We start from the raw sequence: 23,306 nt of genomic DNA on the forward strand, positions 1-23,306 counted from the left end.
GCTTTTATGTATTATTTTATTCCAGCTTGGTATGGTTCAACCCGTCAATGGCATGCGGATGTGATTCCGTGGTATTATTCTCAGTTTCGTTTTGAGTTTGATGATACTTTCAATCAAATCAGGCTTTTTCAAAGACAAGAGATACCCTCTCGACTATTAGTATTAGCCTATCAACCGCATTTGCGTTACTTTTTACATAGACATGGTGTCCTAGAGACAGAAGTCTATTCTATCTTTGATGACATGCAAGACTTCCATGATATACACACCCAGGTCCTTAATATAAGAGATATAGAGTGGGATAGTGATTGTCAATTTCTATATAGTCCATTTGCAATAGTAGTTCAAAAAAATGGTAAAAAGTATGCCAAGGTAGAACATGGTGTAGAAGGCTTTATTACTGAGATCCAATATTTTGATTTCGATGGGCAGATCAGTAAGAATTATATCATGGATGATCGTGGATTTGTATCAAGTGTCATTTATTTTGATAATGGACAGCCTACCTATCAAGACTATTTGGATCCTAAAGGTATCTGGAGATTTAGAGAGCATTTAAATGAGGGAGGCCGAGTAGAGGTGAATCCAATATTTGGTTACCGTTTTAAACAGCTTCACTACACTGATATGAGTCAGCTAATCTCAGAATATTTTGAGAAATATTTGAAAAAGCAACAGAAAAAACAGGATGTTTTCATCATTCCTTCTCATCCCCATCATGACCAATTTGTCTTAAATTGCTTACCGAGTGATACTGCTAAAATTTTGAGTCTTTTCATTAACCGGAATTCTCAAGCTAGTTTTAAAGACTTAGCTCCATCATTTGATCAGGTAGATGTAGTATTAGTGGATAGAGAGGATAGTTTACAACTTTTGCAAGAACTATATCCTACATTGTCGGATAAATTTTATCATCTCTCTCCTTTTGATACGCGTTTACGATTAGGTCGAAGTCAGACTCGGAAGGAGTCGATTATTTACTATCAATTAGATTTTTCTCAAGGAATTGATAGACAAGCCCTATTTCAGGTTTTATCATTTATTGCTGAAACAAAAAATACAGAAGTTATTTTTGGAGCCTTCTCTGCTAGTCAGAATCAAATGGAAGAGGTGGAAACTCTTGTCAATGAAATCATTCAGGAACAAATCCACACTGATAGTTTAGAAAAAGGAATAGACTACGGTGGGGCAGAAAATCCTTTAGAAGAAAATCAAGAGCAGGAATTACGTTTTCAATTTGTCAATATGAATGATGAGTTGGATCTGATTAAGACGCTAGAGTTTGTTCGTTTGATTGTGGATCTTAATAAACAACCTCATCTCTATACCCAAATAGCAGGTATTAGTGCGGGAATTCCTCAGATTAATCAAGTTGAAACCGTTTATGTAGAGCATTTGAAAAATGGTTATTTAATTTCAGATGTGACAGAATTTTCCAAAGCGGCACATTACTATACAGATAAACTGAAAGAATGGAATCAAGCATTAGTATACTCTATTGATAAAATCAAGGAGCATACTGGACAACGATTCTTAGATAAGTTGCATCACTGGCTTGAGGAGGTTACAGATGTCAAAGGATTATAAAATCCTACAGATAGGGATTGATAATTGGGCTCATCATTATGAAATTCCTGAAAATATGGATTGGTATTATTTCTCTCCCAATTCACCGCTAGCTCTTCGCAAAATGATGGAAATGGAAGGGATAACCAGTTTTCATGCTATCTTAATAGAGGATGGACAGTATTTATCTGATTTACTGCCTTTTATTCATCATATTGAGCCTTATACTCTTTTTTATAATCAAGATTTTAAGGAGTCTGATTCGGTTATTTTTGATTTGTTAAAGCAGAGGTGTGCTCAGGCTGTAGATTTCTCAGATCCCCAGCAATTATTAAATGATTTATCAACTTCTCTCTTTGGTGGGGGATATGGTGATAAGTTATTTCCATCTAGTATCCAAATTCATTCCTCCTTTGAAGGCTCTATTTCTTATCAAGGATTTGAACACGTGACTTTAGAAGGAAATTTTGGAGATGATTTCAAACAACTAGCATACTGGTCCTATAATATTATGGTCTATAAAAATTTACCCATTGAACTATGGTTAGAGTACGAAAAACAAGGAAATTGTGAATTTCGGCTAGTGGTTCGTAAGATATGGGATGGTTCAGTGGATGAATTTTTTGAAGAGGAAGTTTATTTAGAAGCTGATTTAGAAAAAGCTATAATTATGGATAGTAAAGATGCTAATTATTTGATATATATATCGATTGAAGGACGTGGTGAAGGCAAACTTCAATTAGGAAATCTTCATCAGCGCTGGAGTAGAAAACAGTTCGGGAAGTTTGTGTTAGGTGGAAATATCCTACATGATTCTATGCGTGATGAAATAAACTATTTCTTCCATCCAGGTGATTTTAAACCACCTTTGGCTGTCTATTTTGCAGGTTTTCGTCCCGCAGAAGGATTTGAGGGATATTGGATGATGAAAAATTTGGGTTGTCCTTTTCTCTTGTTTTCAGATCCCCGTCTACAAGGAGGCGCTTTTTACTTAGGAAGTGATGAATTAGAAAATAAGCTAAAGCAAACAATTCAGTACTACTTGGATTATCTTGGTTTAACATCTAAAGATTTGATTTTATCAGGCATCTCTATGGGAACTTTTCCATCCCTTTATTATGGAGCTTCCTTTGAACCTCATGCTATCATTGTAGGTAAGCCTCTTGCCAATATTGGAACTATAGCTAGACGTGGGCGATTAGAGGCGCCAGGAGTATTTAATACAGGATTTGATGTTCTGAGACATCATACTGGTGGAGTTAGTTCCCAACATATGGAAGATTTGGATCAACGTTTTTGGAATGTTTTTAAAAAGGCTGATTTCACACAGACAACTTTTGGTCTTTCTTATATGAAGGACGAAGATATGGACAGTAAATCTTACGATCAGTTAGTAGAACATCTTTGTTATACCGGGGCTAAGATTTTATCTAGAGGTACGGATGGACGACATAATGATGATACAAATACCAATGTAGCTTGGTTTCTACACTTTTACCGTATGATTTTGAAATCAGATTTTGGAAGAGAGGACAAATGATTATCAATCAAAGAGAAAGTATCACTTGGGGAGAGGTAAAGGGAACATTTATGTATGGTAGTAAGGTGACCTATCACGAAGATAAACATATTAGTCTATATAATCCCTTAGTTACATCAGGAGAAATCTTAAAAACATGGTTTTCTAGTGCGAACTATCAATCATCTAGAACACAACCAAGTCTCCCTTTGCTGAAAAGAAAACAGGATTATCAATTATGCATGAATTTTGAATGCCATCCTACAAATGGAGTCTATACAAAGATTGTATTTTTTGATAGATACGGGGACGTGATTGAGGAGAAAATTGAAAAAATAAAAGTCTTTGATTTTACCTATCCTGATGATACCTATACCTACCAAGTCTCCCTTCTGAGTGCTGGTTTTGAGTCCTTAGATTTCTATTCTTTTTCTATTAAGGAGACGAATCGTGTTTAAAGGTTTTTATCAAGATTTTCAACTTCGGAAAGTCAAGAGGATTTTAAGAAAGATTAATGCCCTTAAAGGAAAGATGGAGTCTCTATCAGACCAAGAACTAGCGGCAAAAACAGTGGAGTTTCGCCAACGTCTTGCTAAAGGAGAGACGGTAGATGATCTTCTAGTGGAAGCTTTTGCAGTTGTTCGTGAAGCAGATAAACGCGTATTGGGCATGTTTCCCTATGATGTCCAAGTCATGGGAGGAATTGTTATCCATCAGGGAAATGTCGCTGAGATGAATACTGGTGAGGGGAAAACCTTGACAGCCACTATGCCTGTTTATCTCAATGCCCTGACAGGTAAAGGTACCATGCTGATTACCACCAATGACTATCTAGCTAAACGCGATGCCGAGGAGATGGGACAAGTTTACCGCTTCTTAGGAATAACAATTGGGATACCTTTTACAGATGATCCAAAAGAGGAATTGACGCCAGAAGAGAAAAAAAGAATTTATGCATCAGATATCATTTATACAACTAATAGCAATTTAGGTTTTGATTATTTAAATGATAATCTGGCTTCAAATGAGGAAGGAAAATTTTTGCGTCCTTTTGATTATGTTATTATTGACGAGATTGATGATATCCTATTGGATAGCGCTCAGACACCTCTTATTATTGCGGGATCTCCTCGTGTTCAGTCTAATCACTATGGTATTATTGATACGCTGGTGACAACTTTGGTAGAGGGGGAGGACTATATCTTTAAAGAGGAAAAGGATGAGATCTGGCTCACTACCAAGGGGGCTAAAGCCGCTGAAAGCTTTTTAGGAATAGATCATTTTTACAAGGAAGAACATGCAGTTTTTGCTCGTCATTTAGTTTATGCGATCCGAGCCCATAAACTCTTTACCAAAGACAAGGACTATGTCATTCGTGGGAATGAGATGGTACTGGTAGATAAGGGAACAGGTCGTTTGTTGGAGCAAACTAAACTTCAAGGAGGTCTTCATCAGGCTATTGAAGCCAAGGAACATGTCAAATTATCTCCCGAAACACGGGCCATGGCTTCAATCACCTATCAGAGTCTTTTTAAGATGTTTAATAAGATATCTGGTATGACAGGGACAGGTAAGGTTGCGGAAAAAGAGTTTATTGAAACTTACAATATGTCGGTAGTACGCATTCCAACCAACCGTCCTAGACAACGGATTGACTATCCAGATAATCTATATATCACTTTACCTGAAAAAGTGTATGCGTCTTTGGAATACATCAAAGAATACCATGCTAAGGGAAATCCCCTACTCGTTTTTGTAGGCTCAGTTGAAATGTCTCAACTCTATTCGTCACTCTTGCTTCGTGAAGGGATTGCCCATAATGTCTTAAATGCTAATAATGCGGCGCGTGAGGCTCAGATTATCTCCGAGTCAGGTCAGATGGGGGCTGTGACAGTGGCTACCTCTATGGCAGGACGTGGTACGGATATCAAGCTTGGTAAAGGAGTCGCAGAGCTTGGGGGCTTGATTGTTATTGGGACTGAGCGGATGGAAAGTCAGCGGATTGATCTACAAATTCGTGGACGTTCTGGTCGTCAGGGAGATCCTGGTATGAGTAAGTTTTTTGTATCCTTGGAGGACGATGTTATCAAGAAATTTGGTCCATCTTGGGTTCATAAAAAGTACAAAGACTATCAGGTTCAAGATATGACTCAACCAGAAGTATTGAAAGGTCGTAAATACAGAAGGCTAGTCGAAAAGGCTCAGCATGCTAGTGATAGTGCTGGACGTTCGGCACGTCGTCAGACTCTAGAATATGCTGAAAGTATGAATATTCAACGGGATATGATTTACAAGGAGCGTAATCGTCTAATAGATGGTTCTCGTGACTTAGAGGATGTTGTAGAGGAAATCATTGCTAGTTACATAGATCAAGTGACTTCTTCAGAATATGAAAGCCGAGAGTTACTCTTCCACTTTATCGTGACCAATATTAGTTTTCACATTAAAGAAGTTCCAGATTGTATAGATGTGACTGACAAGACTGCAGTTCGTAGCTTTATGAAGCAGGTGATTGATAAAGAACTTTCTGAAAAGAAAGAATTGCTTGAGGAACATGGCTTATATGAACAGTTTTTACGACTTTCTATGCTCAAGGCTATTGATGACAACTGGGTAGAGCAGGTAGACTATCTACAACAGTTATCTATGGCTATCGGTGGTCAGTCTGCTAGTCAGAAAAATCCAATCGTAGAGTATTATCAAGAAGCTTATGCTGGCTTTGAAGCTATGAAAGAACAAATCCGTGCGGATATGGTGCGTAATCTCCTGATGGGCTTAGTTGAAGTCACTCCTAAGGGTGAGATTATGACTCATTTCCCATAAAAAGAGGAAAATATGACAATTTACAATATAAATTTAGGACTTGGCTGGGCTAGTAGTGGTGTTGAATACGCCCAAGCCTATCGTGCAGGTGTTTTTCGGAAATTAAATCTGTCCTCTAAGTTTATCTTTACAGATATGATTTTAGCCGATAATATTCAGCACTTAACAGCCAATATTGGTTTTGATGATGATCAAGTGATCTGGCTTTATAATCATTTTACAGATATCAAAATTGCACCTACTAGCGTGACAGTGGATGATGTCCTGGCTATTTTCGGCGGTGTGGAAAGCCGTAGAGAAAAGAATGGTAAGGTCTTGCGTGTCTTCTTTTCTGACCAAGATAAGTTTGTAACCTGTTATTTGGTTGATGAGGACAAGAACTTGGTTCAACATGCCGAGTATGTCTTTAAAGGAAAACTGATTCGTAAGGATTACTTTTCTTATACGCGTTATTGTAGCGAATACTTTGCTCCCAAGGACAATGTTGCAGTCCTATATCAACGAACTTTCTATAATGAAGACGGAACTCCAGCCTATGATATTTTGATGAATCAAGGTAAGGAAGAAATTTATCGTTTCAAGGATAAGATTTTCTATGGGAAGCAAGCCTTTATGCGTGCCTTTATGAAATCCTTGAATTTGAACAAGTCTGATCTGGTCATTCTCGATAGGGAGACAGGCATTGGACAGGTTGTTTTTGAGGAAGCACAAGCAGCGCATTTAGCTGTAGTTGTTCATGCGGAGCATTATAGTGAAAATGCTACAAATGAGGACTATATCCTTTGGAACAACTACTATGACTATCAGTTTACCAATGCAGATAAGGTTGATTTCTTTATTGTATCCACTGATAGACAGAGAGAAGTTCTGCAAGAGCAATTTGCCAAATATACTCAGCATCGTCCAAAGATTGTTACTATTCCTGTAGGAAGTATTGATGCATTAACTGAGTCAAGTCAGGGACGTAAACCATTTTCATTGATTACGGCTTCGCGTCTTGCCAAAGAAAAACACATTGACTGGTTGGTCAAGGCGGTCATTGAGGCTCGTAAGGAAATACCTGAACTAACCTTTGATATTTATGGTAGTGGTGGAGAAGATTCTCTGCTTAGAGACATTATTGCAACTCATCAGGCTGAGAATTATATCCAGCTCAAGGGACATGCGGAACTTTCGCAGATTTATAGCCAGTATGAAGTCTATTTGACTGCTTCTACCAGCGAAGGCTTTGGTTTGACCTTGATGGAAGCTATTGGTTCAGGCCTCCCCCTAATTGGTTTTGATGTACCTTATGGTAATCAGACCTTTATAGAAGATGGGAAAAATGGTTATTTGATTCCAAGTTCGTCTGACCATGTGGAAGATCAAATCAAGCAAGCTTATGCAGCTAAGATTTGCAAACTGTATCAAGAAAATCGTTTAGAAGCTATGCGTGCCCATTCTTACCAAATTGCAGAAGGCTTCTTAACCAAAGAAATTTTAGAAAAGTGGAAGAAAACAGTAGAGGAGGTGCTCCATGATTGAACTTTATGATCGTTATAGTCAGGAAAGTCGAGATTTACATGAAAGTCTAGTAGCTACTGGTCTTTCTCAACTTGGAGTGGTCATCGATGCAGATGGTTTTCTGCCTGATGGTCTGGTATCTCCTTTTACTTATTATCTAGGATATGAAAAGGGAAAACCTCTTTATTTTAACCAAGTTCCTGTTCCAGCTTTTTGGGAAATTTCAGGAAATAATCAGTCTGCTCGTATTGAAGATATGACGCAGGAGAGAGCCGTCATTCATTATGCTGATGGAATGCAGGCTCGCTTGGTTAAACAGGTAGACTGGAAAGACCTAGAAGGTCGAGTACGTCAGGTTGACCACTACAATCGCTTCGGAGCTTGTTTTGCTACAACAACCTATAGCGCAGATAGTGAGCCGATTATGACAGTTTACCAAGATGTCAATGATCAACAAGTTTTACTTGAAAACCATGTGACGGGTGATATCTTATTGACTTTGCCAGGTCAGCCCATGCGTTACTTTGCAAATAAGGTTGAATTTATCACCTTCTTTTTGCAAGATTTGGAGCTAGATAAGCATCAGATTGTCTTTAATACTCTAGCGACCGCTTTCTTGGTTTCTTTCCATCATCCAGATAAGTCTGGCTCAGATGTTTTGGTTTGGCAGGAACCTCTCTATGATGCCATTCCAGGTAATATGCAGTTGATTTTGGAAAGTGATGATGTGCGTACTAAGAAGATTATCATTCCAAACAAGGCAACTTATGAGCGCGCTTTAGAGTTGACTGACGAGAAATACCATGCTCAGTTTGTACACTTGGGTTACCATTACCAGTTTAAACGCGATAATTTCCTAAGACGAGATGCCTTAATCTTGACTAATTCCGATCAGATTGAGCAAGTAGAAGCAATCGTAGAAGCCTTGCCTGATGTTACTTTCCGTATCGCAGCGGTGACAGAGATGTCTTCTAAGCTCTTAGATATGCTGCGTTATCCTAATGTCGTACTTTATCAAAATGCCAGTCCACAGAAGATTCAGGAGCTCTATCAACTGTCGGATATTTACTTGGATATCAATCACAGCAATGAGTTGTTGCAGGCAGTGCGTCAGGCCTTTGAGCACAATCTCTTGATTCTTGGATTTAATCAGACGGTGCACAATAGACTTTATATCGCTCCAGAACATCTATTTGAAAGTAGTGAAGTTTCTGCTTTGGTTGAAACCATTAAACTGGCCCTTTCAGATGTTGATCAAATGCGTCAGGCACTTGGCAAACAAGGCCAACATGCCAACTATGTTGATTTGGTACGATATCAGGAAACCATGCAAACTGTTTTAGGAGGCTAATATGTCAGAGGAAGATTTATTTTACAAAGACGTTGAAGGTCGCATGGAAGAGTTGAAACAAAAACCCATCAAGAAGGAAAAAGAAACCCGAGGGGAAAAGATTAGTAAGACTTTTTCACTCTTACTGGGTTTGATGATTCTGATTGGTTTGCTCTTTACTTTGCTGGGAATTTTGAGGTAGGTCTATGATTGAAATACTAATTGTTTTAGCTATTATCCTATCTCTTGCTTTGATTGTATTGGTAACTATACAACCCCGTCAAAATCAATTATTCTCTATGGATGCCACCAGTAATATTGGTAAACCAAGCTACTGGCAGAGCAACACCTTGGTAAAGGTGCTCACCTTATTAGTGAGTTTGGCTTTATTTGTTCTACTATTAACCTTTATGGTGATAACTTACAAATAAAAGAAAACTTCAGATATTCACCTTTTGTGATTGGTCTGAAGTTTTATTTTTTATACTTAATGAAAATCAAAGAGCAAACTAGGAAACTAGCCGCAGGTTGCTCAAAACACCGTTTTGAGGTTGTGGATAGAAGTGACGAAGTCAGCTCAAAACACCGTTTTGAGGTTGTGGATAGAAGTGACGAAGTCAGCTCAAAACATCGTTTTGAGGTTGTGGATAGAAGTGACGAAGTCAGCTCAAAACACTGTTTTGAGGTTGTAGATAAGACTGACGAAGTCAGTAACCATACCTATAGCAAGGTGAAGCTGACGTAGTTTGAAGAGATTTTCGAAGGGTATTACTATCCATATTTTTGGTAAAAATCAACTTTTACTTGGATGAAGGTTTTGGCTTCGCGTAGGAGTTGAAGAAGGGTGGCACGGGTTTCAAATTCTTCTCTTGTCTTTGGCAGACTGCGATTACGGAAGACTTCCAGATAACGTTCAATTTCATCTAGCAAATCAGAAGCAGGATTGGTCTGGCTCAGTTGGCCTGCAATTTTTGAAAAGAGTTGCGCTAAAATCAGGCTCTCGCTGGCAGCTAGGTGACAGGTGTTGATTTGCTGGGCCATGTTTCGCAGGATGCGACTTTGCCGCTGTCTCATCTCAAAGTAGTGAATGTGGTAATCAGTCTGGTGAAAGAGGTGGTCTGAGTGATCCAAATAGACCAGTCTGAGGGCTTCTTCCAAAAGGGTGTCCAATTCTTCAACCAACTGTGCTCGGTTGCGTCCATCCCCTCTGGATAAATAATATTTGAAGCGCTGGAGAATATCTTTTAACTTTTCTTCTACCAATGTGTGGTAGTGATGAATTTCCTCTTCTCGTGAAGGCATGTAGAGATTGACCAGCAAAGCAAATCCAGTACCGATTGCAAAGAGAAGGAATTCGTTGACTAGGAGGTCTGGAGAGGTTGACTCTTGAATCAAGAGGTGGCTAACCAAAACAGTGCTTGGTGTGATGCCAATTTCCCAGCCCATCTTGTAGGCTAGGGGAACATAAAGAGCCAGATAGAGGCCAAGGCTCCAGATATGAAATCCGCTCAAGTGAAAAGCCAAACCCCCGATAACCAGAGCCAGAAGCATGGAAAAGAGCCGATTGCGGGCCAGTTTTAAAGTACTTCTACGTGTATCAGATAGGCTCAAGAGGGCGATGATTCCAGCCGAGACAGCTGAGGATAGATTGAGAAAATAAGCAAGAAGGCAGGCAAGACAGGTAGCTAAGATGAGCTTGGCCGTACGTTGGCTAATAGACATAAGAATTTCCTAATAAGTTAGAATAAAAGCGTAAAAGACAAGACCTGAGAGGCTTGCCTTTATGAGTTATTTTTTACGGGCTGCTGCGTATTCGGCAACGGCGGTAAAGAGGACATCTGTAGAAGAGTTAAGGGCTGTTTCACATGAGTCTTGGATGACACCAATCACAAATCCAACCCCAACAACTTGCATGGCAATATCGTTAGAAATACCGAAAAGGCTACAAGCAACTGGGATAAGAAGGAGGGAACCACCAGCGATACCAGAAGCACCACAGGCTGAAATAGCTGCTACTACACTGAGGACAAAGGCTGTCGCAAAGTCAACAGGGATTCCAAGAGTGTTAACTGCAGCAAGGGTCAAAATATTAATGGTAATCGCTGCTCCGGCCATGTTGATAGTAGAACCAAGGGGGATAGAAACAGAGTAGGTATCTGGATCCAGTCCAAGGTCGTGGCAAAGTTTCATGTTGACGGGTATGTTAGCCGCAGAACTACGAGTAAAGAAGGCTGTCACACCACTGACACGTAAACATTTCCAAACGAGGGGATAAGGGTTTCTCTTCATAAAGAGGAAGGCAATCAATGGATTGACTACTAAGGCCACAAAGAACATAGTTGTCACCAAGAGGGCAAGCAAAATTCCGTAGTTGGCTAGGCTTCCGATTCCCTTATCAGAGATGGTTTTGAAGACAAGACCAAGGATACCAAATGGAGCTAGGTTGATGATCCATTCGACAATCTTAGAAGTCACATCAGCCATAGTTTTCAGCAATTCTTTACTATTTTTGCTGGCTTCTCTCATAGCAATCCCGAAAACAACTGCCCAAGATAGGATACCGATGTAGTTAGCAGTAATGAGGGCATTGACTGGATTATCAACCAGTTTGAGTAAGAGGTTGCTTAGGACCTGTCCAATCCCATCTGGTGGAGCAATATCGGTATTAGCACTATTTAGTGTAATTTCAACAGGTACGATGAAACTTGCTAGTACAGCGATAAGGGCAGCCGCAAAGGTTCCCACCAAGTAAAGGAAGATAACCGTTTTCATATTGCTATCTTGTCCCTTTTGATGTTGGGAAAGGGCATTGGCAACGAGGGCAAAGACCAGAATCGGTGCGATGGCTTTGAGGCCACCAACAAAGAGATCTCCGAGCAGGCCAATTCCTGAAATGTTAGGAAGTGTCAGTCCTAGGGTTCCTCCAATAAGCATGCCAATCAGGATACGTTTGATTAGGCTTGCCTTATTCCAAGCATGAATAAATTTTTTCATAACAATCTCCTTTGTTGTGTAATGTTTATGATTATAGTATAAATATGAACTAAAATCAAGAATTTTCTGTCTATTTTTGAAATTATTTTTGAATATTTATGGAGAATGACACTTTATGAAAGTATGGTATAATAAATGAAAGGAGTTTTCTATGCAAGAATTTATTCAAACCTATCTCAATAAGCTTGATGTTACAGCGATTATCGAGAATATCTTAACCAAGTTACTTTCTCTTTTATTCTTATTTTTACTCTTTTATATAGCTAAGAAATTGCTCCATACCATGGTGCAGAGAATTGTTAAACCTTCTCTAAAAATGTCTCGTCATGATGTCGGGCGTCAGAAAACCATCTCACGTCTGTTAGAAAATGTGTTTAATTATACCCTTTATTTCTTTTTACTCTACTGCATTTTGTCGATTTTAGGTTTGCCAGTTTCTAGTTTGCTGGCAGGTGCTGGAATCGCTGGGGTGGCTATTGGGATGGGAGCCCAAGGTTTTCTGTCTGATGTTATCAATGGCTTTTTCATCCTCTTTGAACGTCAACTGGATGTGGGGGATGAGGTTGTTCTGACAAATGGTCCTATTACTGTATCGGGCAAGGTTGTCAGCGTTGGTATTCGAACAACACAACTCAGAGGAGAAGATCAGGTTCTGCACTTCGTCCCCAATCGGAATATCACTGTTGTCAGCAATTTCTCTCGGACAGACCAGGCCTGAAATTTTAGCAGATTTATGGTACAATAGAAAGAGTTTGGTAAAGGAGAGAAGATGTTTTTAGAAAAACAGTTGGGCAATGGTTGTACCTGGATTAACCTAGATTTGGACAAGTTGAAAAAACTAGAGGACCTTTCTGAAATCTACGGTTTGGACAAGGAAACCATTGAGTACGCACTGGATAGAAATGAGCGTGCCCACATGGATTATCACCGTGAAACGGAGACGGTAACCTTTATTTATAATGTTCTTGATTTAGAAAAAGACAAAGAATATTATGAAGCGATTCCGATGACCTTTATCGTCGAAAGACAACGAATGATTACCATCAGCAACCATAAGAATGCTTATGTCATTGATCAGATGTCAGCTTATCTGGATAGCCATGAGTCGCTTTCTATTTACAAGTTTCTCTTTGCTGGTTTAGAGATTATCAGTAACGCTTATTATCCTGTCATTGAAGAGATGGATAAAAGTAAGGACGAAATTAGTGCCTTGCTACGTCAAACTACAACAAAGAAAAATCTCTTCGCCCTCTCTGACTTGGAGACTGGTATGGTTTACTTGACAGCAGCAGCAAAACAAAATCGACTCCTCTTGGAACATATCCAGGGCCATGCTCTTTATCGGAGATTTAATGATGTCGAACGAGAGCAGTTTGATGATGCCATGATTGAAGCCCATCAGTTGGTGTCTATGACAGACTTGATTTCTCAAGTCTTGCAACAACTCTCAGCTTCTTACAACAACATCCTAAACAATAACTTGAATGATAGTTTGTCAATTTTGACTATTATCTCCGTCTTACTAGCAGTACTTGCGGTTATTACAGGTTTCTTCGGAATGAATGTTCCTCTACCATTTACAGAAGAGCCAAATGCTTGGATTTATATCTTAATGACTAGCTTGATTTTATGGGTGGCCTTATCTCAATGGCTGAAGAAAATTACTAGAAAATAAAAGAAAAGGAGCCAAAATGGTGATTGAAAACTACATGCCAGACTTTGCTGTAGAAGCAGTTTATGATTTGACAGTCCAAAGCCTGCAGGCGCAGGGAATCAAGGCTGTTTTGGTCGATTTGGACAATACCCTCATTGCTTGGAACAACCCTGACGGGACGCCAGAGATGAAGCAATGGCTACATGATCTTCGGGACGCGGGCATTCGCATTATCGTGGTCTCAAATAACACTAAGAAACGCGTCCAACGAGCAGTTGAGAAGTTTGGAATTGATTACGTTTATTGGGCTCTGAAGCCCTTCACATTTGGGATTGATCGTGCCATGAAGGAATTCCACTATGAGAAAAGCGAAGTGGTCATGGTTGGTGACCAGCTCATGACAGATATACGAGCAGCCCACCGTGCAGGCATTCGCTCGATTTTAGTCAAACCCTTGGTCCAACATGACTCGATCAAAACGCAGATTAACCGAGCTCGTGAGCGTCGTGTGATGCGAAAAATCACTGAAAAGTACGGACCGATTACATATAAAAAAGGAATTTAACTATGGAAGAAATTCTCTGTATTGGTTGTGGAGCAACCATTCAGACGACAGACAAGGCTGGTCTTGGTTTTACTCCCCAGTCGGCACTTGAAAAAGGTTTGGAGACTGGCGAAGTCTATTGTCAACGCTGTTTCCGTCTCCGCCACTACAATGAAATCACGGATGTCCAGTTGACGGACGATGATTTCCTCAAGCTCTTGCACGAGGTGGGAGACAGTGATGCCTTGGTGGTCAATGTCATTGATATCTTTGATTTTAATGGCTCTGTTATCCCAGGCTTGCCACGTTTTGTCTCAGGCAATGATGTCCTCTTAGTTGGAAATAAAAAAGATATCCTGCCCAAGTCAGTTAAACCAGGCAAGATTAGCCAGTGGCTCATGGAACGTGCCCACGAAGAAGGACTTCGTCCAGTCGATGTCGTCCTAACTTCAGCACAAAACAAACATGCCATTAAGGAAGTCATTGACAAGATTGAACACTACCGTAAGGGTCGTGATGTCTATGTGGTTGGTGTAACCAACGTTGGAAAATCAACCCTCATCAATGCTATTATCCAAGAAATCACGGGTGACCAGAATGTCATTACGACGTCACGCTTCTCAGGGACGACCTTGGACAAGATTGAGATCCCGCTTGACGACGGATCTTATATCTACGATACGCCGGGAATCATCCACCGTCATCAGATGGCTCATTACTTGACTGCTAAAAATCTCAAGTATGTCAGCCCTAAAAAGGAAATCAAACCTAAAACCTATCAGCTCAATCCTGAACAAACCCTGTTTTTAGGAGGTCTCGGACGTTTTGACTTTATATCGGGAGAAAAACAAGGATTTACTGCTTTCTTTGACAATGAACTCAAACTCCACCGTACCAAGTTAGAAGGCGCTAGTGATTTCTACGACAAGCACCTAGGAACCCTTCTGACACCACCAAATAGTAAGGAAAAAGAAGATTTTCCAAAACTAGTCCAACATGTCTTTACCATCAAGGAAAAGACAGACCTAGTCATCTCTGGACTCGGCTGGATCCGCGTAACAGGCACCGCCAAAGTCGCCGTCTGGGCACCAGAAGGCGTCGCCGTCGTCACACGAAAAGCAATTATTTAAAATAAAATCACTGAGCGAACAAAGTGAGCTCATATATCGATAGTTATTGCCGTGGTGTGATTGCCAATCTGTAGATTGGCAAGGGGCACAATTGAGACCTAGGCTCAATTGTGAGGTCAGGAAATCCATTTTTCAAAGATGAAATCTTTGAAAAATTAGTTCCGACCGTCCCTCACCACCTAAAACAACTATCAAAAAAAGGAAGAAATTATGTCATTAACATCAAAACAACGTGCCTTCCTCAACAGCCAGGCACACACCCTCAAACCCATCATCCAAATCGGAAAAAATGGACTCAACGACCAAATCAAAACCAGCGTCCGTCAGGCTCTTGATGCCCGCGAATTGATTAAAGTCACTCTCTTGCAAAACACAGATGAAAACATCCACGAAGTAGCTGAAATCTTGGAAGAAGAAATCGGCGTCGATACAGTCCAAAAAATCGGACGCATCTTGATTTTGTTTAAACAATCCAGCAAGAAAGAGAATCGCAAGATTTCTAAAAAAGTCAAAGAAATCTAAAAAAACTACTCCAAACAACTGTTCTTACAGAGAAATAAAGGAGACTAGCCTATGGCAATCGAATTATTGACTCCCTTTACCAAGGTAGAGTTGGAGCCAGAAATCAAGGAGAAAAAACGCAAACAAGTCGGGATTCTAGGGGGGAATTTTAACCCTGTTCACAATGCCCATCTCATTGTTGCGGACCAAGTGCGGCAACAGTTGGGACTGGACCAGGTCTTGCTCATGCCTGAATACCAACCACCTCATGTAGATAAAAAAGAAACCATCTCTGAACACCATCGTCTCAAGATGCTTGAGTTGGCGATTGAGGGGATTGAGGGCCTAGCTATTGAAACCATTGAATTGGAGCGCAAGGGTATTTCCTACACCTACGATACCATGAAGATTTTGATAGAGAAGAATCCAGATACGGATTATTACTTTATCATCGGTGCCGATATGGTGGACTATCTGCCTAAGTGGTACCGAATTGATGAGTTGGTTGATATGGTTCAGTTTGTGGGGGTTCAACGCCCACGCTACAAGGCAGGGACTTCCTATCCCGTTATCTGGGTGGATGTGCCTCTCATGGATATCTCATCCAGCATGGTGCGTGATTTTATTGCCCAAGGTCGGAAACCCAACTTTCTCCTGCCTCAGCCGGTGCTAGACTACATCGAGAAGGAGGGACTCTACTGATGGCCTATCAAGACTATATCAACTGCTCCCGTGAGGCTTTGTTGGAAAAAATGGCAGAGCTTCTACCTGAAAAACGTTTAACCCACTGCTTGGGTGTGGAGCGTGCAGCCATAGAACTAGCAGAGAGATTTGGAGTAGATGGTGAGAAGGCGGGTCTAGCAGGCCTTCTTCATGACTATGCTAAAAAGCTGTCAGATCAGGAATTTCTGAATTTGATTGACCGTTATCAACTGGATCCTGACCTCAAAAACTGGGGCAATAATGTCTGGCATGGTATGGTTGGCATCTACAAGATTCAAGAAGACTTGGATTTGCATGATCCGGAAATCCTGCGAGCTATTGAAATCCATACAGTCGGTGCTGACCAGATGACATACCTAGATAAAGTCATCTACGTCGCAGACTATATCGAGCATAATCGAGCCTTTCCTGGAGTGGATGTAGCGCGTGAGATTGCAAGTTTGTCACTTAATAAGGCAGTAGCTTATGAGACAGCTCGAACCGTGGAGTATCTAGCTCATCAGAGATTCCCCATCTATCCCCAAACCCTTGAAACCTATAACGCCTTTGTGCACTATTTGAAAGAGGACTAAATGAAGACGGCTTTTATAATCATTGATGTTCAGAATATTTTAGTGGAAACCGGTTTTCAGACAAATAGTCTATTGGAAAAAATTTCTTATTTACAAAACCATGCTAGAAGTAAGAATATCGAAATTATCTATGTTCAACATATTGAGAATCCTGAAGCCCAAACATCAGAAGATTGTCAGTTATCTGCGCTTTTAAATCGAAAACCTGATGAAAAGGTCTTTCAGAAGAAGTATAATAGTATTTTCAAAGAAACTGGCTTAAAAGAATACTTGGATAAACAGGGGATTGAAAAATTAGTTTTATGTGGCATGCAGACAGAATATTGTGTGGATACCTCTGTCAAGGTTGCCTTTGAATATGGCTATAAGCTGATTATTCCAGAAGGTGCTGTCACAACCTTTGATGGGGATGACATTCCAGCAGAAACGATAAATGAATTTTATGAGGACATTTGGGAGGATCGCTTTGCAGATGTCCTAGATTATAAAAATATTTTTTAAAAGAGGACTAAATGAACGAAAAAGAATTACTAGAACTAGTCGTGAAAGCGGCTGATGAGAAACGTGCGGAGGATATCCTCGCACTTGATGTACAAGATTTGACTAGCGTGACTGACTACTTTGTTATCACTAGTTCAATGAATAGCCGTCAGTTGGATGCTATCGCTGATAATATCCGTGAAAAAGTAGCTCAAGCAGGCTTTAAAGGCAGCCATGTCGAAGGTGATGCAGCGGGAGGCTGGGTTTTGCTAGACCTCGGTGCTGTCGTTGTACATATCTTCTCAGAAGAAATGCGTGCCCACTATAACCTAGAAAAACTATGGCATGAGGCAAATTCAGTAGATATTTCAGAAGCTCTTGCTTAGAAGATGAACTCAGTTGTAGTCAACTGGGTTTCTTTGCTTATTTTAGAAAATTGATGGAAAGGTAAAGAGCGAGTGGTGTTTGCCATTGAGGCTCTTGGTATCATGATTATGGCAACTTATGAAACCTTTGCGGCTGTTTACGATGCTGTGATGGATGATAGTTTATACGATAAATGGACGGATTTTTCTCTGCGTCATTTGCCAAAAACTAAGGAGAGAAAGAAACTCTTGGAATTGGCTTGTGGGACAGGAATTCAATCTGTGCGCTTCTCTCAGGCTGGTTTTGATGTGACTGGACTTGACTTGAGCGCGGATATGCTGAAGATTGCTGAGAAGAGAGCTACTTCCGCTAAGCAAAAGATTGATTTCATTGAAGGTAATATGCTGGATTTGTCTAAGGCAGGTCAATATGACTTTGTTACGTGTTATTCGGACTCAATCTGTTACATGCAGGATGAAGTGGAAGTAGGGGATGTTTTTAAGGAAGTGTATAATGTCCTCAACGAAGACGGAGTTTTCATCTTTGATGTGCATTCCACCTACCAGACAGATAAGGTTTTTCTAGGCTATTCTTACCACGAAAATGCGGAAGATTTTGCCATGCTCTGGGATACCTATGAGGACGAAGCTCCTCACTCCATCGTGCATGAGCTGACTTTCTTTGTCAAGGAAGCGGACGGTTCCTTTAGTCGTCACGATGAAGTGCATGAGGAGCGGACCTATGAGGTCTTGACCTATGATATTTTGCTGGAACAGGCTGGTTTCAAGTCCTTCAAGCTCTATGCAGACTTTGAAGACAAGGAGCCAACAGAAACCAGTACCCGTTGGTTTTTTGTGGCGCAGAAGTAGGAGATTAGCATGACCATCACGGGTATTATCGCGGAGTTTAATCCTTTTCATAATGGACACAAATACCTGCTGGATCAGGTTGAGGGGCTGAAAATCGTGGCTATGTCAGGGAATTTCATGCAACGAGGAGAGCCTGCAATTGTGGATAAGTGGACACGGGCCCAGATGGCACTGGAAAATGGCGCAGATTTGGTAGTAGAATTGCCCTTTTTAGTCAGTGTTCAGGCGGCGGATTTCTTCGGTCAAGGAGCTGTGGATATCTTGACACGCTTGGGCATTGATAGTCTAGTTTTTGGGACGGAGAAAGTTCTAGATTACCAGAAAATCGCTGACTTATATACAGAGCAGGCTACTAAGATGGAGAAATTTGTGGAAAATCTGCCTGACTCTCTCTCTTATCCTCAGAAAACTCAGGTCATGTGGAAGGAATTTGCTGGTCTTGATTTTTCTGGCAATACGCCCAACCATGTCCTTGCTCTGGCCTATGCCAAGGCGGTTGCTGGACGAAACATCAAGCTGCATCCGATTCAGCGTCAGGGGGCTGGCTATCATTCTGTGGATAAGGATGTGGACTTTGCTTCGGCGACAGCCCTTCGTCAGCACCAAAGGGACAAAAATTTCTTAGAACGTTTTATGCCTTCGGTTGACCTCTTTGAAAATGCTAATAAGGTGAGTTGGGACGACTATTTTCCCTTGCTCCGCTATCAAATCTTGTCAAATCCAGACCTAAACACTATCTATCAGGTCAATCAAGAAATGGCTGTGCGCATCAAGGATGCTATCAAGATAGCCCAATCTGTGGAAGACTTGGTTGAGGTGGTTGCGACCAAGCGTTACACCAAGGCGCGTGTCAGACGCCTTTTGACCTATATTTTGGTTCAAGTTAGAGAAAGTGACTTGCCAGAAGGCATCCATGTCCTTGGCTTTACCGAAAAAGGCAGACAACATCTCAAGTCTCTGAAAGGGCAGGTCAATCTAGTCAGCCGAATTGGTAAAGAACCCTGGGATGCCATGACTCAAAAGGCAGACCAGATTTACCAACTGGGAAATTCAAGTATAGCAGAGCAGAATTTTGGAGGAGTGCCGATTAGAATAGAAACAAACTAAGTCTACTGAAAGGTGGACTTTTTGAGATTTTTTACGAATAAATAGATAGAAAAGAAAATCTTGTACAAGTTCCTGACAATTTCTTTATTTTCGTGTATAATAGTGGAAAAGAGGTAAAACGAGGTATGGTTATGGAAGCAGTTCTTTACTCAACATTCCGAAATCATTTAAAAGACTACATGAAAAAGGTAAATGATGAATTTGAGCCTTTGACGGTGGTCAATAAAAATCCAAACGAGGACATTGTAGTTCTTTCAAAGAGCGAGTGGGATAGTATTCAAGAAACTCTGAGAATCGCTCAAAATAAGGAGTTATCAGACAAGGTTTTGCGAGGAATGGCTCAAGTCCGTGCTGGAAGCACTCAAGTCCATGTTATTGAGGAGTGAGGAATGCTGCTCAAGTTTACAGAAGATGCCTGGGCAGATTATTGCTACTGGCAAACTCAGGACAAGAAAACGTTGAAAAGAATCAATAAACTAATCAAGGATATTCAACGTGATCCCTTTACAGGAATAGGTAAGCCAGAACCACTCAAGTATGACTACCAAGGAGTCTGGTCACGTCGTATCGACGCAGAAAATCGCTTGATTTATATGATGGATGGAGATAGCGTGGCTTTCTTGTCCTTTAAAGATCATTACTAAGTCTACTGAAAGATGGGCTTTTTTAAATTTTTACTGACGTTACGGATTCTCAGTAATAAAGATTATCCAAATAAATTCAGGGAGTTAAACTCCAAATTCACGCTAAATTCCCCAAAACATATTCTATTTTAGGTTTGTGAAAATCACTTTTTTATGGTAAAATGTTAAAGAATGTATGTCATTCATAATAAAAATTAAATGAGGTAAAAACATGGAAATCATGTCGATTGCGATTGCTGTTTTTGCCGTCATCATTGGTTTAGTCATTGGATATGTCAGCATCTCAGCCAAGATGAAATCATCTCAGGAAGCTGCAGAGTTGATGCTTTTAAATGCTGAACAAGAAGCAACTAATTTACGTGGACAAGCTGAGCGTGAAGCAGATTTACTTGTTAATGAAGCCAAGCGTGAAAGCAAGTCTCTTAAAAAAGAAGCACTATTGGAGGCCAAAGAAGAAGCCAGAAAATACCGTGAAGAAGTGGACGCTGAATTCAAATCAGAACGTCAAGAACTCAAACAAATCGAAAGTCGTTTGACAGAGAGAGCTACTAGCCTCGACCGTAAGGACGACAATTTGACGAGTAAAGAACAAACACTTGAACAAAAAGAGCAAAGTATTTCTGATAGAGCGAAAAACCTTGATGCGCGTGAAGAGCAATTAGAGGAAGTCGAAAGACAAAAAGAAGCAGAACTAGAGCGTATTGGTGCCCTGTCTCAAGCAGAAGCACGAGATATTATCTTGGCACAGACAGAGGAAAACTTGACCAAGGAGATTGCCAGCCGTATTCGTGAAGCTGAGCAAGAGGTCAAGGAACGTTCTGATAAAATGGCCAAGGACATCCTGGTTCAAGCTATGCAACGTATCGCTGGTGAATATGTAGCAGAGTCAACAAACTCAACAGTTCATCTGCCAGATGATACCATGAAGGGACGCATTATTGGTCGTGAAGGTCGTAACATTCGTACCTTTGAAAGTTTGACAGGGGTCGATGTGATTATCGACGATACACCAGAAGTAGTGACCTTGTCAGGATTTGACCCGATTCGTCGTGAGATTGCCCGAATGACTATGGAAATGTTGCTCAAAGATGGTCGTATCCACCCAGCTCGTATCGAAGAGTTGGTTGAGAAAAACCGTCAGGAGATTGACAATAAAATTCGTGAATACGGTGAGGCTGCTGCCTATGAGATTGGTGCGCCAAACCTTCATCCAGACTTGATGAAGATTATGGGACGTTTGCAGTTCCGTACTTCTTATGGACAAAATGTTTTGCGCCATTCGATTGAAGTTGCTAAGTTGGCTGGTATTATGGCTAGTGAGCTTGGCGAAAACGCGGCTCTTGCCCGTCGTGCTGGATTCCTTCATGATATCGGGAAAGCCATTGACCGCGAGGTTGAAGGTAGCCACGTTGAAATCGGTATGGAATTGGCCCGTAAGTACAAGGAACATCCAGTTGTGGTGAATACGATTGCTAGTCACCACGGTGATGTTGAAGCCGAAAGCGTCATTGCAGTGATCGTTGCTGCAGCAGATGCCTTGAGTGCGGCCCGTCCAGGTGCTCGTAGTGAGTCTCTTGAAAGCTACATCAAGCGTCTCCATGATTTGGAAGAAATTGCGAATGGCTTTGAAGGAGTACAAACTAGCTTTGCCCTTCAAGCAGGACGTGAAATTCGTATCATGGTCAATCCAGGACAAATCAAGGACGACAAAGTCACAATCTTGGCTCACAAAGTTCGTGAGAAAATTGAAAACAATCTCGATTACCCAGGAAATATCAAGGTAACCGTGATTCGCGAGCTTCGTGCAGTAGATTATGCTAAATAAATAAGAAAGAGCAGTTGAAAAATTACTGCTTTTTTGTTACACTAGATAGAAAGACTGTAACGGATAATATGGCTTTTTGCCATTATTCTAGAGAAATGTTATTTCACAGACTGACTAAAAGGAGACACAATGGCAGACCGAGGCTTACTAATCGTTTTTTCTGGTCCTTCAGGGGTTGGAAAAGGAACGGTTAGAAGAGAGATTTTTGAGAGTTCTGAAAACCAATTTCAATACTCTGTATCGATGACGACACGCGCACAACGTCCTGGAGAAGTGGACGGTGTTGACTATTTCTTCCGTACTCGTGAAGAGTTTGAAGAGCTGATTCGTCAAGGACAGATGTTGGAATACGCAGAATATGTCGGCAACTACTATGGAACTCCTCTGACCTATGTCAATGAAACCTTGGACAAGGGAATCGATGTTTTCCTTGAAATTGAAGTTCAAGGTGCTCTTCAGGTCAAGAAAAAGGTTCCAGATGCTGTCTTTATCTTTCTGACACCACCAGATTTGGATGAATTGCAAGATCGTTTGGTAGGTCGTGGAACAGACAGTGCAGAAGTGATTGCCCAACGAATCGAAAAAGCCAAGGAAGAAATTGCCCTCATGCGTGAGTATGATTATGCGATTGTCAACGATCAGGTGCCCCTAGCTGCTGAGCGTGTCAAACGTGTTATCGAAGCAGAGCACTTCCGTGTGGATCGTGTCATTGGTCACTATCAGGAGATGTTACCAAAATCTCCAACTACCCGATAAAATTTAGAAAATAGGTACAAGCAAATGATGTTAAAACCCTCTATTGATACCTTGCTTGACAAGGTTCCTTCAAAATATTCACTCGTAATCTTGGAAGCAAAACGTGCCCATGAATTGGAAGCAGGTGCGCCAGCATGTCAAGGTTTCAAGTCTGAAAAATCAACTCTTCGCGCTTTAGAAGAAATCGAATCAGGAAACGTAACAATTCACCCAGATCCAGAAGGAAAACGTGAAGCAGTGCGTCGCCGTATCGAAGAAGAAAAACGCCGCAAAGAAGAAGAAGAAAAGAAAATCAAAGAGCAAATCGCTAAAGAAAAAGAAGATGGTGAAAAAATTTAAGGTTGGGGGGACTCAATCTTATTTTTTCTATTGCAAGAATGTACTGATAAGGAGGAGGTGA

Annotated in this window: 27 protein-coding genes; 25 read left to right on the plus strand and 2 right to left on the minus strand. The window is 40.8% G+C overall.

Annotation, left to right across the window (positions count from 1 at the left end; translation table 11 throughout):
• Positions 1-6: 6 nt before the first annotated feature.
• From asp1 to QM424_RS02815, 9 genes are read left to right on the plus strand one after another with little or no spacing between them, the layout of a single operon-like run.
• On the plus strand, positions 7-1,587 hold the full coding sequence (gene asp1 / locus QM424_RS02775) for an accessory Sec system protein Asp1 (RefSeq protein WP_414392889.1): 1,581 nt from the start codon (positions 7-9) through the stop codon (positions 1,585-1,587).
• Positions 1,571-3,106: an accessory Sec system protein Asp2 gene (gene asp2, locus QM424_RS02780; RefSeq protein WP_414392891.1), complete on the plus strand. Its 1,536-nt coding sequence runs from the start codon at positions 1,571-1,573 to the stop codon at positions 3,104-3,106. Before asp1 ends, asp2 begins: the two co-directional genes overlap by 17 nt.
• A complete protein-coding gene (gene asp3 / locus QM424_RS02785) occupies positions 3,103-3,543 on the plus strand; it encodes an accessory Sec system protein Asp3 (RefSeq protein WP_414392893.1) in 441 nt (146 codons plus the stop codon). Before asp2 ends, asp3 begins: the two co-directional genes overlap by 4 nt.
• Entirely contained in the window at positions 3,536-5,908 is a 2,373-nt protein-coding gene (gene secA2, locus QM424_RS02790) for an accessory Sec system translocase SecA2 (protein ID WP_414392895.1), read from the plus strand. The genes asp3 and secA2 overlap by 8 nt, the downstream gene beginning before the upstream one ends.
• Before the next feature lie 12 nt (positions 5,909-5,920).
• On the plus strand, positions 5,921-7,432 hold the full coding sequence (gtfA, locus tag QM424_RS02795) for an accessory Sec system glycosyltransferase GtfA (protein WP_414392897.1): 1,512 nt from the start codon (positions 5,921-5,923) through the stop codon (positions 7,430-7,432).
• Entirely contained in the window at positions 7,425-8,762 is a 1,338-nt protein-coding gene (gene gtfB, locus QM424_RS02800; protein WP_414392899.1) for an accessory Sec system glycosylation chaperone GtfB, read from the plus strand. The genes gtfA and gtfB overlap by 8 nt, the downstream gene beginning before the upstream one ends.
• Before the next feature lies 1 nt (position 8,763).
• Complete coding sequence (asp4, locus tag QM424_RS02805; protein WP_001287962.1) at positions 8,764-8,943, plus strand: accessory Sec system protein Asp4; 180 nt, start codon at positions 8,764-8,766, stop codon at positions 8,941-8,943.
• Between the two features lie 4 nt (positions 8,944-8,947).
• A complete protein-coding gene (gene asp5, locus QM424_RS02810) occupies positions 8,948-9,172 on the plus strand; it encodes an accessory Sec system protein Asp5 (protein WP_000569970.1) in 225 nt (74 codons plus the stop codon).
• 59 nt (positions 9,173-9,231) lie between these two features.
• A complete protein-coding gene (locus QM424_RS02815) occupies positions 9,232-9,486 on the plus strand; it encodes a hypothetical protein (RefSeq protein ID WP_414392902.1) in 255 nt (84 codons plus the stop codon).
• A gap of 26 nt (positions 9,487-9,512) precedes the next feature.
• On the opposite strand, the gene QM424_RS02820 is transcribed toward QM424_RS02815, so the two are convergent.
• Both QM424_RS02820 and sstT read right to left on the minus strand, forming a co-directional pair.
• Entirely contained in the window at positions 9,513-10,463 is a 951-nt protein-coding gene (locus tag QM424_RS02820) for an aromatic acid exporter family protein (protein ID WP_414392903.1), read from the minus strand.
• A gap of 66 nt (positions 10,464-10,529) precedes the next feature.
• Positions 10,530-11,735 carry a serine/threonine transporter SstT gene (gene sstT / locus QM424_RS02825; RefSeq protein WP_049524484.1) on the minus strand — a complete coding sequence of 402 codons (1,206 nt, stop codon included), beginning with the start codon at positions 11,733-11,735 and terminating at the stop codon, positions 10,530-10,532.
• Positions 11,736-11,886: 151 nt separating this feature from the next.
• Between sstT and QM424_RS02830 the strand changes: the two genes are divergently transcribed.
• The 16 genes from QM424_RS02830 to rpoZ all read left to right on the plus strand — a co-directional run bounded on the left by QM424_RS02830 (position 11,887) and on the right by rpoZ (position 23,245).
• Entirely contained in the window at positions 11,887-12,453 is a 567-nt protein-coding gene (locus tag QM424_RS02830) for a mechanosensitive ion channel family protein (RefSeq protein WP_001154854.1), read from the plus strand.
• 51 nt (positions 12,454-12,504) lie between these two features.
• Positions 12,505-13,410 (plus strand): magnesium transporter CorA family protein, encoded by a 906-nt coding sequence (locus tag QM424_RS02835; RefSeq protein ID WP_023943579.1) that lies wholly within the window; start codon positions 12,505-12,507, stop codon positions 13,408-13,410.
• Positions 13,411-13,426: 16 nt separating this feature from the next.
• On the plus strand, positions 13,427-13,954 hold the full coding sequence (locus QM424_RS02840; RefSeq protein WP_261070525.1) for a YqeG family HAD IIIA-type phosphatase: 528 nt from the start codon (positions 13,427-13,429) through the stop codon (positions 13,952-13,954).
• A gap of 2 nt (positions 13,955-13,956) precedes the next feature.
• Entirely contained in the window at positions 13,957-15,063 is a 1,107-nt protein-coding gene (gene yqeH, locus QM424_RS02845; RefSeq protein WP_414392904.1) for a ribosome biogenesis GTPase YqeH, read from the plus strand.
• Between the two features lie 210 nt (positions 15,064-15,273).
• Positions 15,274-15,585, plus strand: a complete 312-nt coding sequence (yhbY, locus tag QM424_RS02850; protein WP_000060169.1) for a ribosome assembly RNA-binding protein YhbY — start codon at positions 15,274-15,276, stop codon at positions 15,583-15,585.
• Positions 15,586-15,636: 51 nt separating this feature from the next.
• Complete coding sequence (locus tag QM424_RS02855; protein ID WP_414392905.1) at positions 15,637-16,266, plus strand: nicotinate-nucleotide adenylyltransferase; 630 nt, start codon at positions 15,637-15,639, stop codon at positions 16,264-16,266.
• Positions 16,266-16,859: a bis(5'-nucleosyl)-tetraphosphatase (symmetrical) YqeK gene (yqeK, locus tag QM424_RS02860; protein ID WP_414392906.1), complete on the plus strand. Its 594-nt coding sequence runs from the start codon at positions 16,266-16,268 to the stop codon at positions 16,857-16,859. The genes QM424_RS02855 and yqeK overlap by 1 nt, the downstream gene beginning before the upstream one ends.
• A complete protein-coding gene (locus QM424_RS02865; protein ID WP_261097694.1) occupies positions 16,860-17,360 on the plus strand; it encodes a cysteine hydrolase family protein in 501 nt (166 codons plus the stop codon).
• An 11-nt stretch (positions 17,361-17,371) separates the two neighbouring features.
• Complete coding sequence (rsfS, locus tag QM424_RS02870; protein WP_119920127.1) at positions 17,372-17,725, plus strand: ribosome silencing factor; 354 nt, start codon at positions 17,372-17,374, stop codon at positions 17,723-17,725.
• 108 nt (positions 17,726-17,833) lie between these two features.
• Entirely contained in the window at positions 17,834-18,574 is a 741-nt protein-coding gene (locus tag QM424_RS02875) for a class I SAM-dependent DNA methyltransferase (protein WP_261097821.1), read from the plus strand.
• Positions 18,575-18,583: 9 nt separating this feature from the next.
• Positions 18,584-19,681, plus strand: a complete 1,098-nt coding sequence (locus tag QM424_RS02880; protein ID WP_414392907.1) for a nucleotidyltransferase — start codon at positions 18,584-18,586, stop codon at positions 19,679-19,681.
• 131 nt (positions 19,682-19,812) lie between these two features.
• Positions 19,813-20,067 (plus strand): type II toxin-antitoxin system Phd/YefM family antitoxin, encoded by a 255-nt coding sequence (locus QM424_RS02885; protein WP_180375037.1) that lies wholly within the window; start codon positions 19,813-19,815, stop codon positions 20,065-20,067.
• A 3-nt stretch (positions 20,068-20,070) separates the two neighbouring features.
• The gene (locus tag QM424_RS02890; protein ID WP_000924731.1) at positions 20,071-20,325 is read left to right on the plus strand and encodes a Txe/YoeB family addiction module toxin; all 255 of its coding nucleotides are present in this window, start codon (positions 20,071-20,073) and stop codon (positions 20,323-20,325) included.
• A 211-nt stretch (positions 20,326-20,536) separates the two neighbouring features.
• Positions 20,537-22,150: a ribonuclease Y gene (locus tag QM424_RS02895; RefSeq protein ID WP_033678004.1), complete on the plus strand. Its 1,614-nt coding sequence runs from the start codon at positions 20,537-20,539 to the stop codon at positions 22,148-22,150.
• 129 nt (positions 22,151-22,279) lie between these two features.
• Positions 22,280-22,906: a guanylate kinase gene (gmk, locus tag QM424_RS02900; RefSeq protein WP_000775041.1), complete on the plus strand. Its 627-nt coding sequence runs from the start codon at positions 22,280-22,282 to the stop codon at positions 22,904-22,906.
• Positions 22,907-22,930: 24 nt separating this feature from the next.
• Positions 22,931-23,245 carry a DNA-directed RNA polymerase subunit omega gene (gene rpoZ / locus QM424_RS02905; RefSeq protein WP_004255434.1) on the plus strand — a complete coding sequence of 105 codons (315 nt, stop codon included), beginning with the start codon at positions 22,931-22,933 and terminating at the stop codon, positions 23,243-23,245.
• The last annotated feature ends 61 nt before the right edge of the window (positions 23,246-23,306 follow it).

It is taken from the genome of Streptococcus mitis, from assembly GCF_047464945.1.
GTDB classification, from domain to species: Bacteria; Bacillota; Bacilli; order Lactobacillales; family Streptococcaceae; genus Streptococcus; species Streptococcus mitis_EA.

What these genes read in the sequence shown, in the direction of transcription:
- asp1 (WP_414392889.1), top strand. Translation starts at nt 7, where the DNA reads ATGTATTATTTTATTCCAGCTTGGTATGGTTCAACCCGTCAATGGCAT.
- asp2 (WP_414392891.1), top strand. Translation starts at nt 1,571, where the DNA reads ATGTCAAAGGATTATAAAATCCTACAGATAGGGATTGATAATTGGGCT.
- asp3 (WP_414392893.1), top strand. Translation starts at nt 3,103, where the DNA reads ATGATTATCAATCAAAGAGAAAGTATCACTTGGGGAGAGGTAAAGGGA.
- gtfA (WP_414392897.1), top strand. Translation starts at nt 5,921, where the DNA reads ATGACAATTTACAATATAAATTTAGGACTTGGCTGGGCTAGTAGTGGT.
- gtfB (WP_414392899.1), top strand. Translation starts at nt 7,425, where the DNA reads ATGATTGAACTTTATGATCGTTATAGTCAGGAAAGTCGAGATTTACAT.
- asp4 (WP_001287962.1), top strand. Translation starts at nt 8,764, where the DNA reads ATGTCAGAGGAAGATTTATTTTACAAAGACGTTGAAGGTCGCATGGAA.
- asp5 (WP_000569970.1), top strand. Translation starts at nt 8,948, where the DNA reads ATGATTGAAATACTAATTGTTTTAGCTATTATCCTATCTCTTGCTTTG.
- QM424_RS02815 (WP_414392902.1), top strand. Translation starts at nt 9,232, where the DNA reads ATGAAAATCAAAGAGCAAACTAGGAAACTAGCCGCAGGTTGCTCAAAA.
- QM424_RS02820 (WP_414392903.1), bottom strand. Translation starts at nt 10,463, where the DNA reads ATGTCTATTAGCCAACGTACGGCCAAGCTCATCTTAGCTACCTGTCTT.
- sstT (WP_049524484.1), bottom strand. Translation starts at nt 11,735, where the DNA reads ATGAAAAAATTTATTCATGCTTGGAATAAGGCAAGCCTAATCAAACGT.
- QM424_RS02830 (WP_001154854.1), top strand. Translation starts at nt 11,887, where the DNA reads ATGCAAGAATTTATTCAAACCTATCTCAATAAGCTTGATGTTACAGCG.
- QM424_RS02835 (WP_023943579.1), top strand. Translation starts at nt 12,505, where the DNA reads ATGTTTTTAGAAAAACAGTTGGGCAATGGTTGTACCTGGATTAACCTA.
- QM424_RS02840 (WP_261070525.1), top strand. Translation starts at nt 13,427, where the DNA reads ATGGTGATTGAAAACTACATGCCAGACTTTGCTGTAGAAGCAGTTTAT.
- yqeH (WP_414392904.1), top strand. Translation starts at nt 13,957, where the DNA reads ATGGAAGAAATTCTCTGTATTGGTTGTGGAGCAACCATTCAGACGACA.
- yhbY (WP_000060169.1), top strand. Translation starts at nt 15,274, where the DNA reads ATGTCATTAACATCAAAACAACGTGCCTTCCTCAACAGCCAGGCACAC.
- QM424_RS02855 (WP_414392905.1), top strand. Translation starts at nt 15,637, where the DNA reads ATGGCAATCGAATTATTGACTCCCTTTACCAAGGTAGAGTTGGAGCCA.
- yqeK (WP_414392906.1), top strand. Translation starts at nt 16,266, where the DNA reads ATGGCCTATCAAGACTATATCAACTGCTCCCGTGAGGCTTTGTTGGAA.
- QM424_RS02865 (WP_261097694.1), top strand. Translation starts at nt 16,860, where the DNA reads ATGAAGACGGCTTTTATAATCATTGATGTTCAGAATATTTTAGTGGAA.
- rsfS (WP_119920127.1), top strand. Translation starts at nt 17,372, where the DNA reads ATGAACGAAAAAGAATTACTAGAACTAGTCGTGAAAGCGGCTGATGAG.
- QM424_RS02875 (WP_261097821.1), top strand. Translation starts at nt 17,834, where the DNA reads ATGGCAACTTATGAAACCTTTGCGGCTGTTTACGATGCTGTGATGGAT.
- QM424_RS02880 (WP_414392907.1), top strand. Translation starts at nt 18,584, where the DNA reads ATGACCATCACGGGTATTATCGCGGAGTTTAATCCTTTTCATAATGGA.
- QM424_RS02885 (WP_180375037.1), top strand. Translation starts at nt 19,813, where the DNA reads ATGGAAGCAGTTCTTTACTCAACATTCCGAAATCATTTAAAAGACTAC.
- QM424_RS02890 (WP_000924731.1), top strand. Translation starts at nt 20,071, where the DNA reads ATGCTGCTCAAGTTTACAGAAGATGCCTGGGCAGATTATTGCTACTGG.
- QM424_RS02895 (WP_033678004.1), top strand. Translation starts at nt 20,537, where the DNA reads ATGGAAATCATGTCGATTGCGATTGCTGTTTTTGCCGTCATCATTGGT.
- gmk (WP_000775041.1), top strand. Translation starts at nt 22,280, where the DNA reads ATGGCAGACCGAGGCTTACTAATCGTTTTTTCTGGTCCTTCAGGGGTT.
- rpoZ (WP_004255434.1), top strand. Translation starts at nt 22,931, where the DNA reads ATGATGTTAAAACCCTCTATTGATACCTTGCTTGACAAGGTTCCTTCA.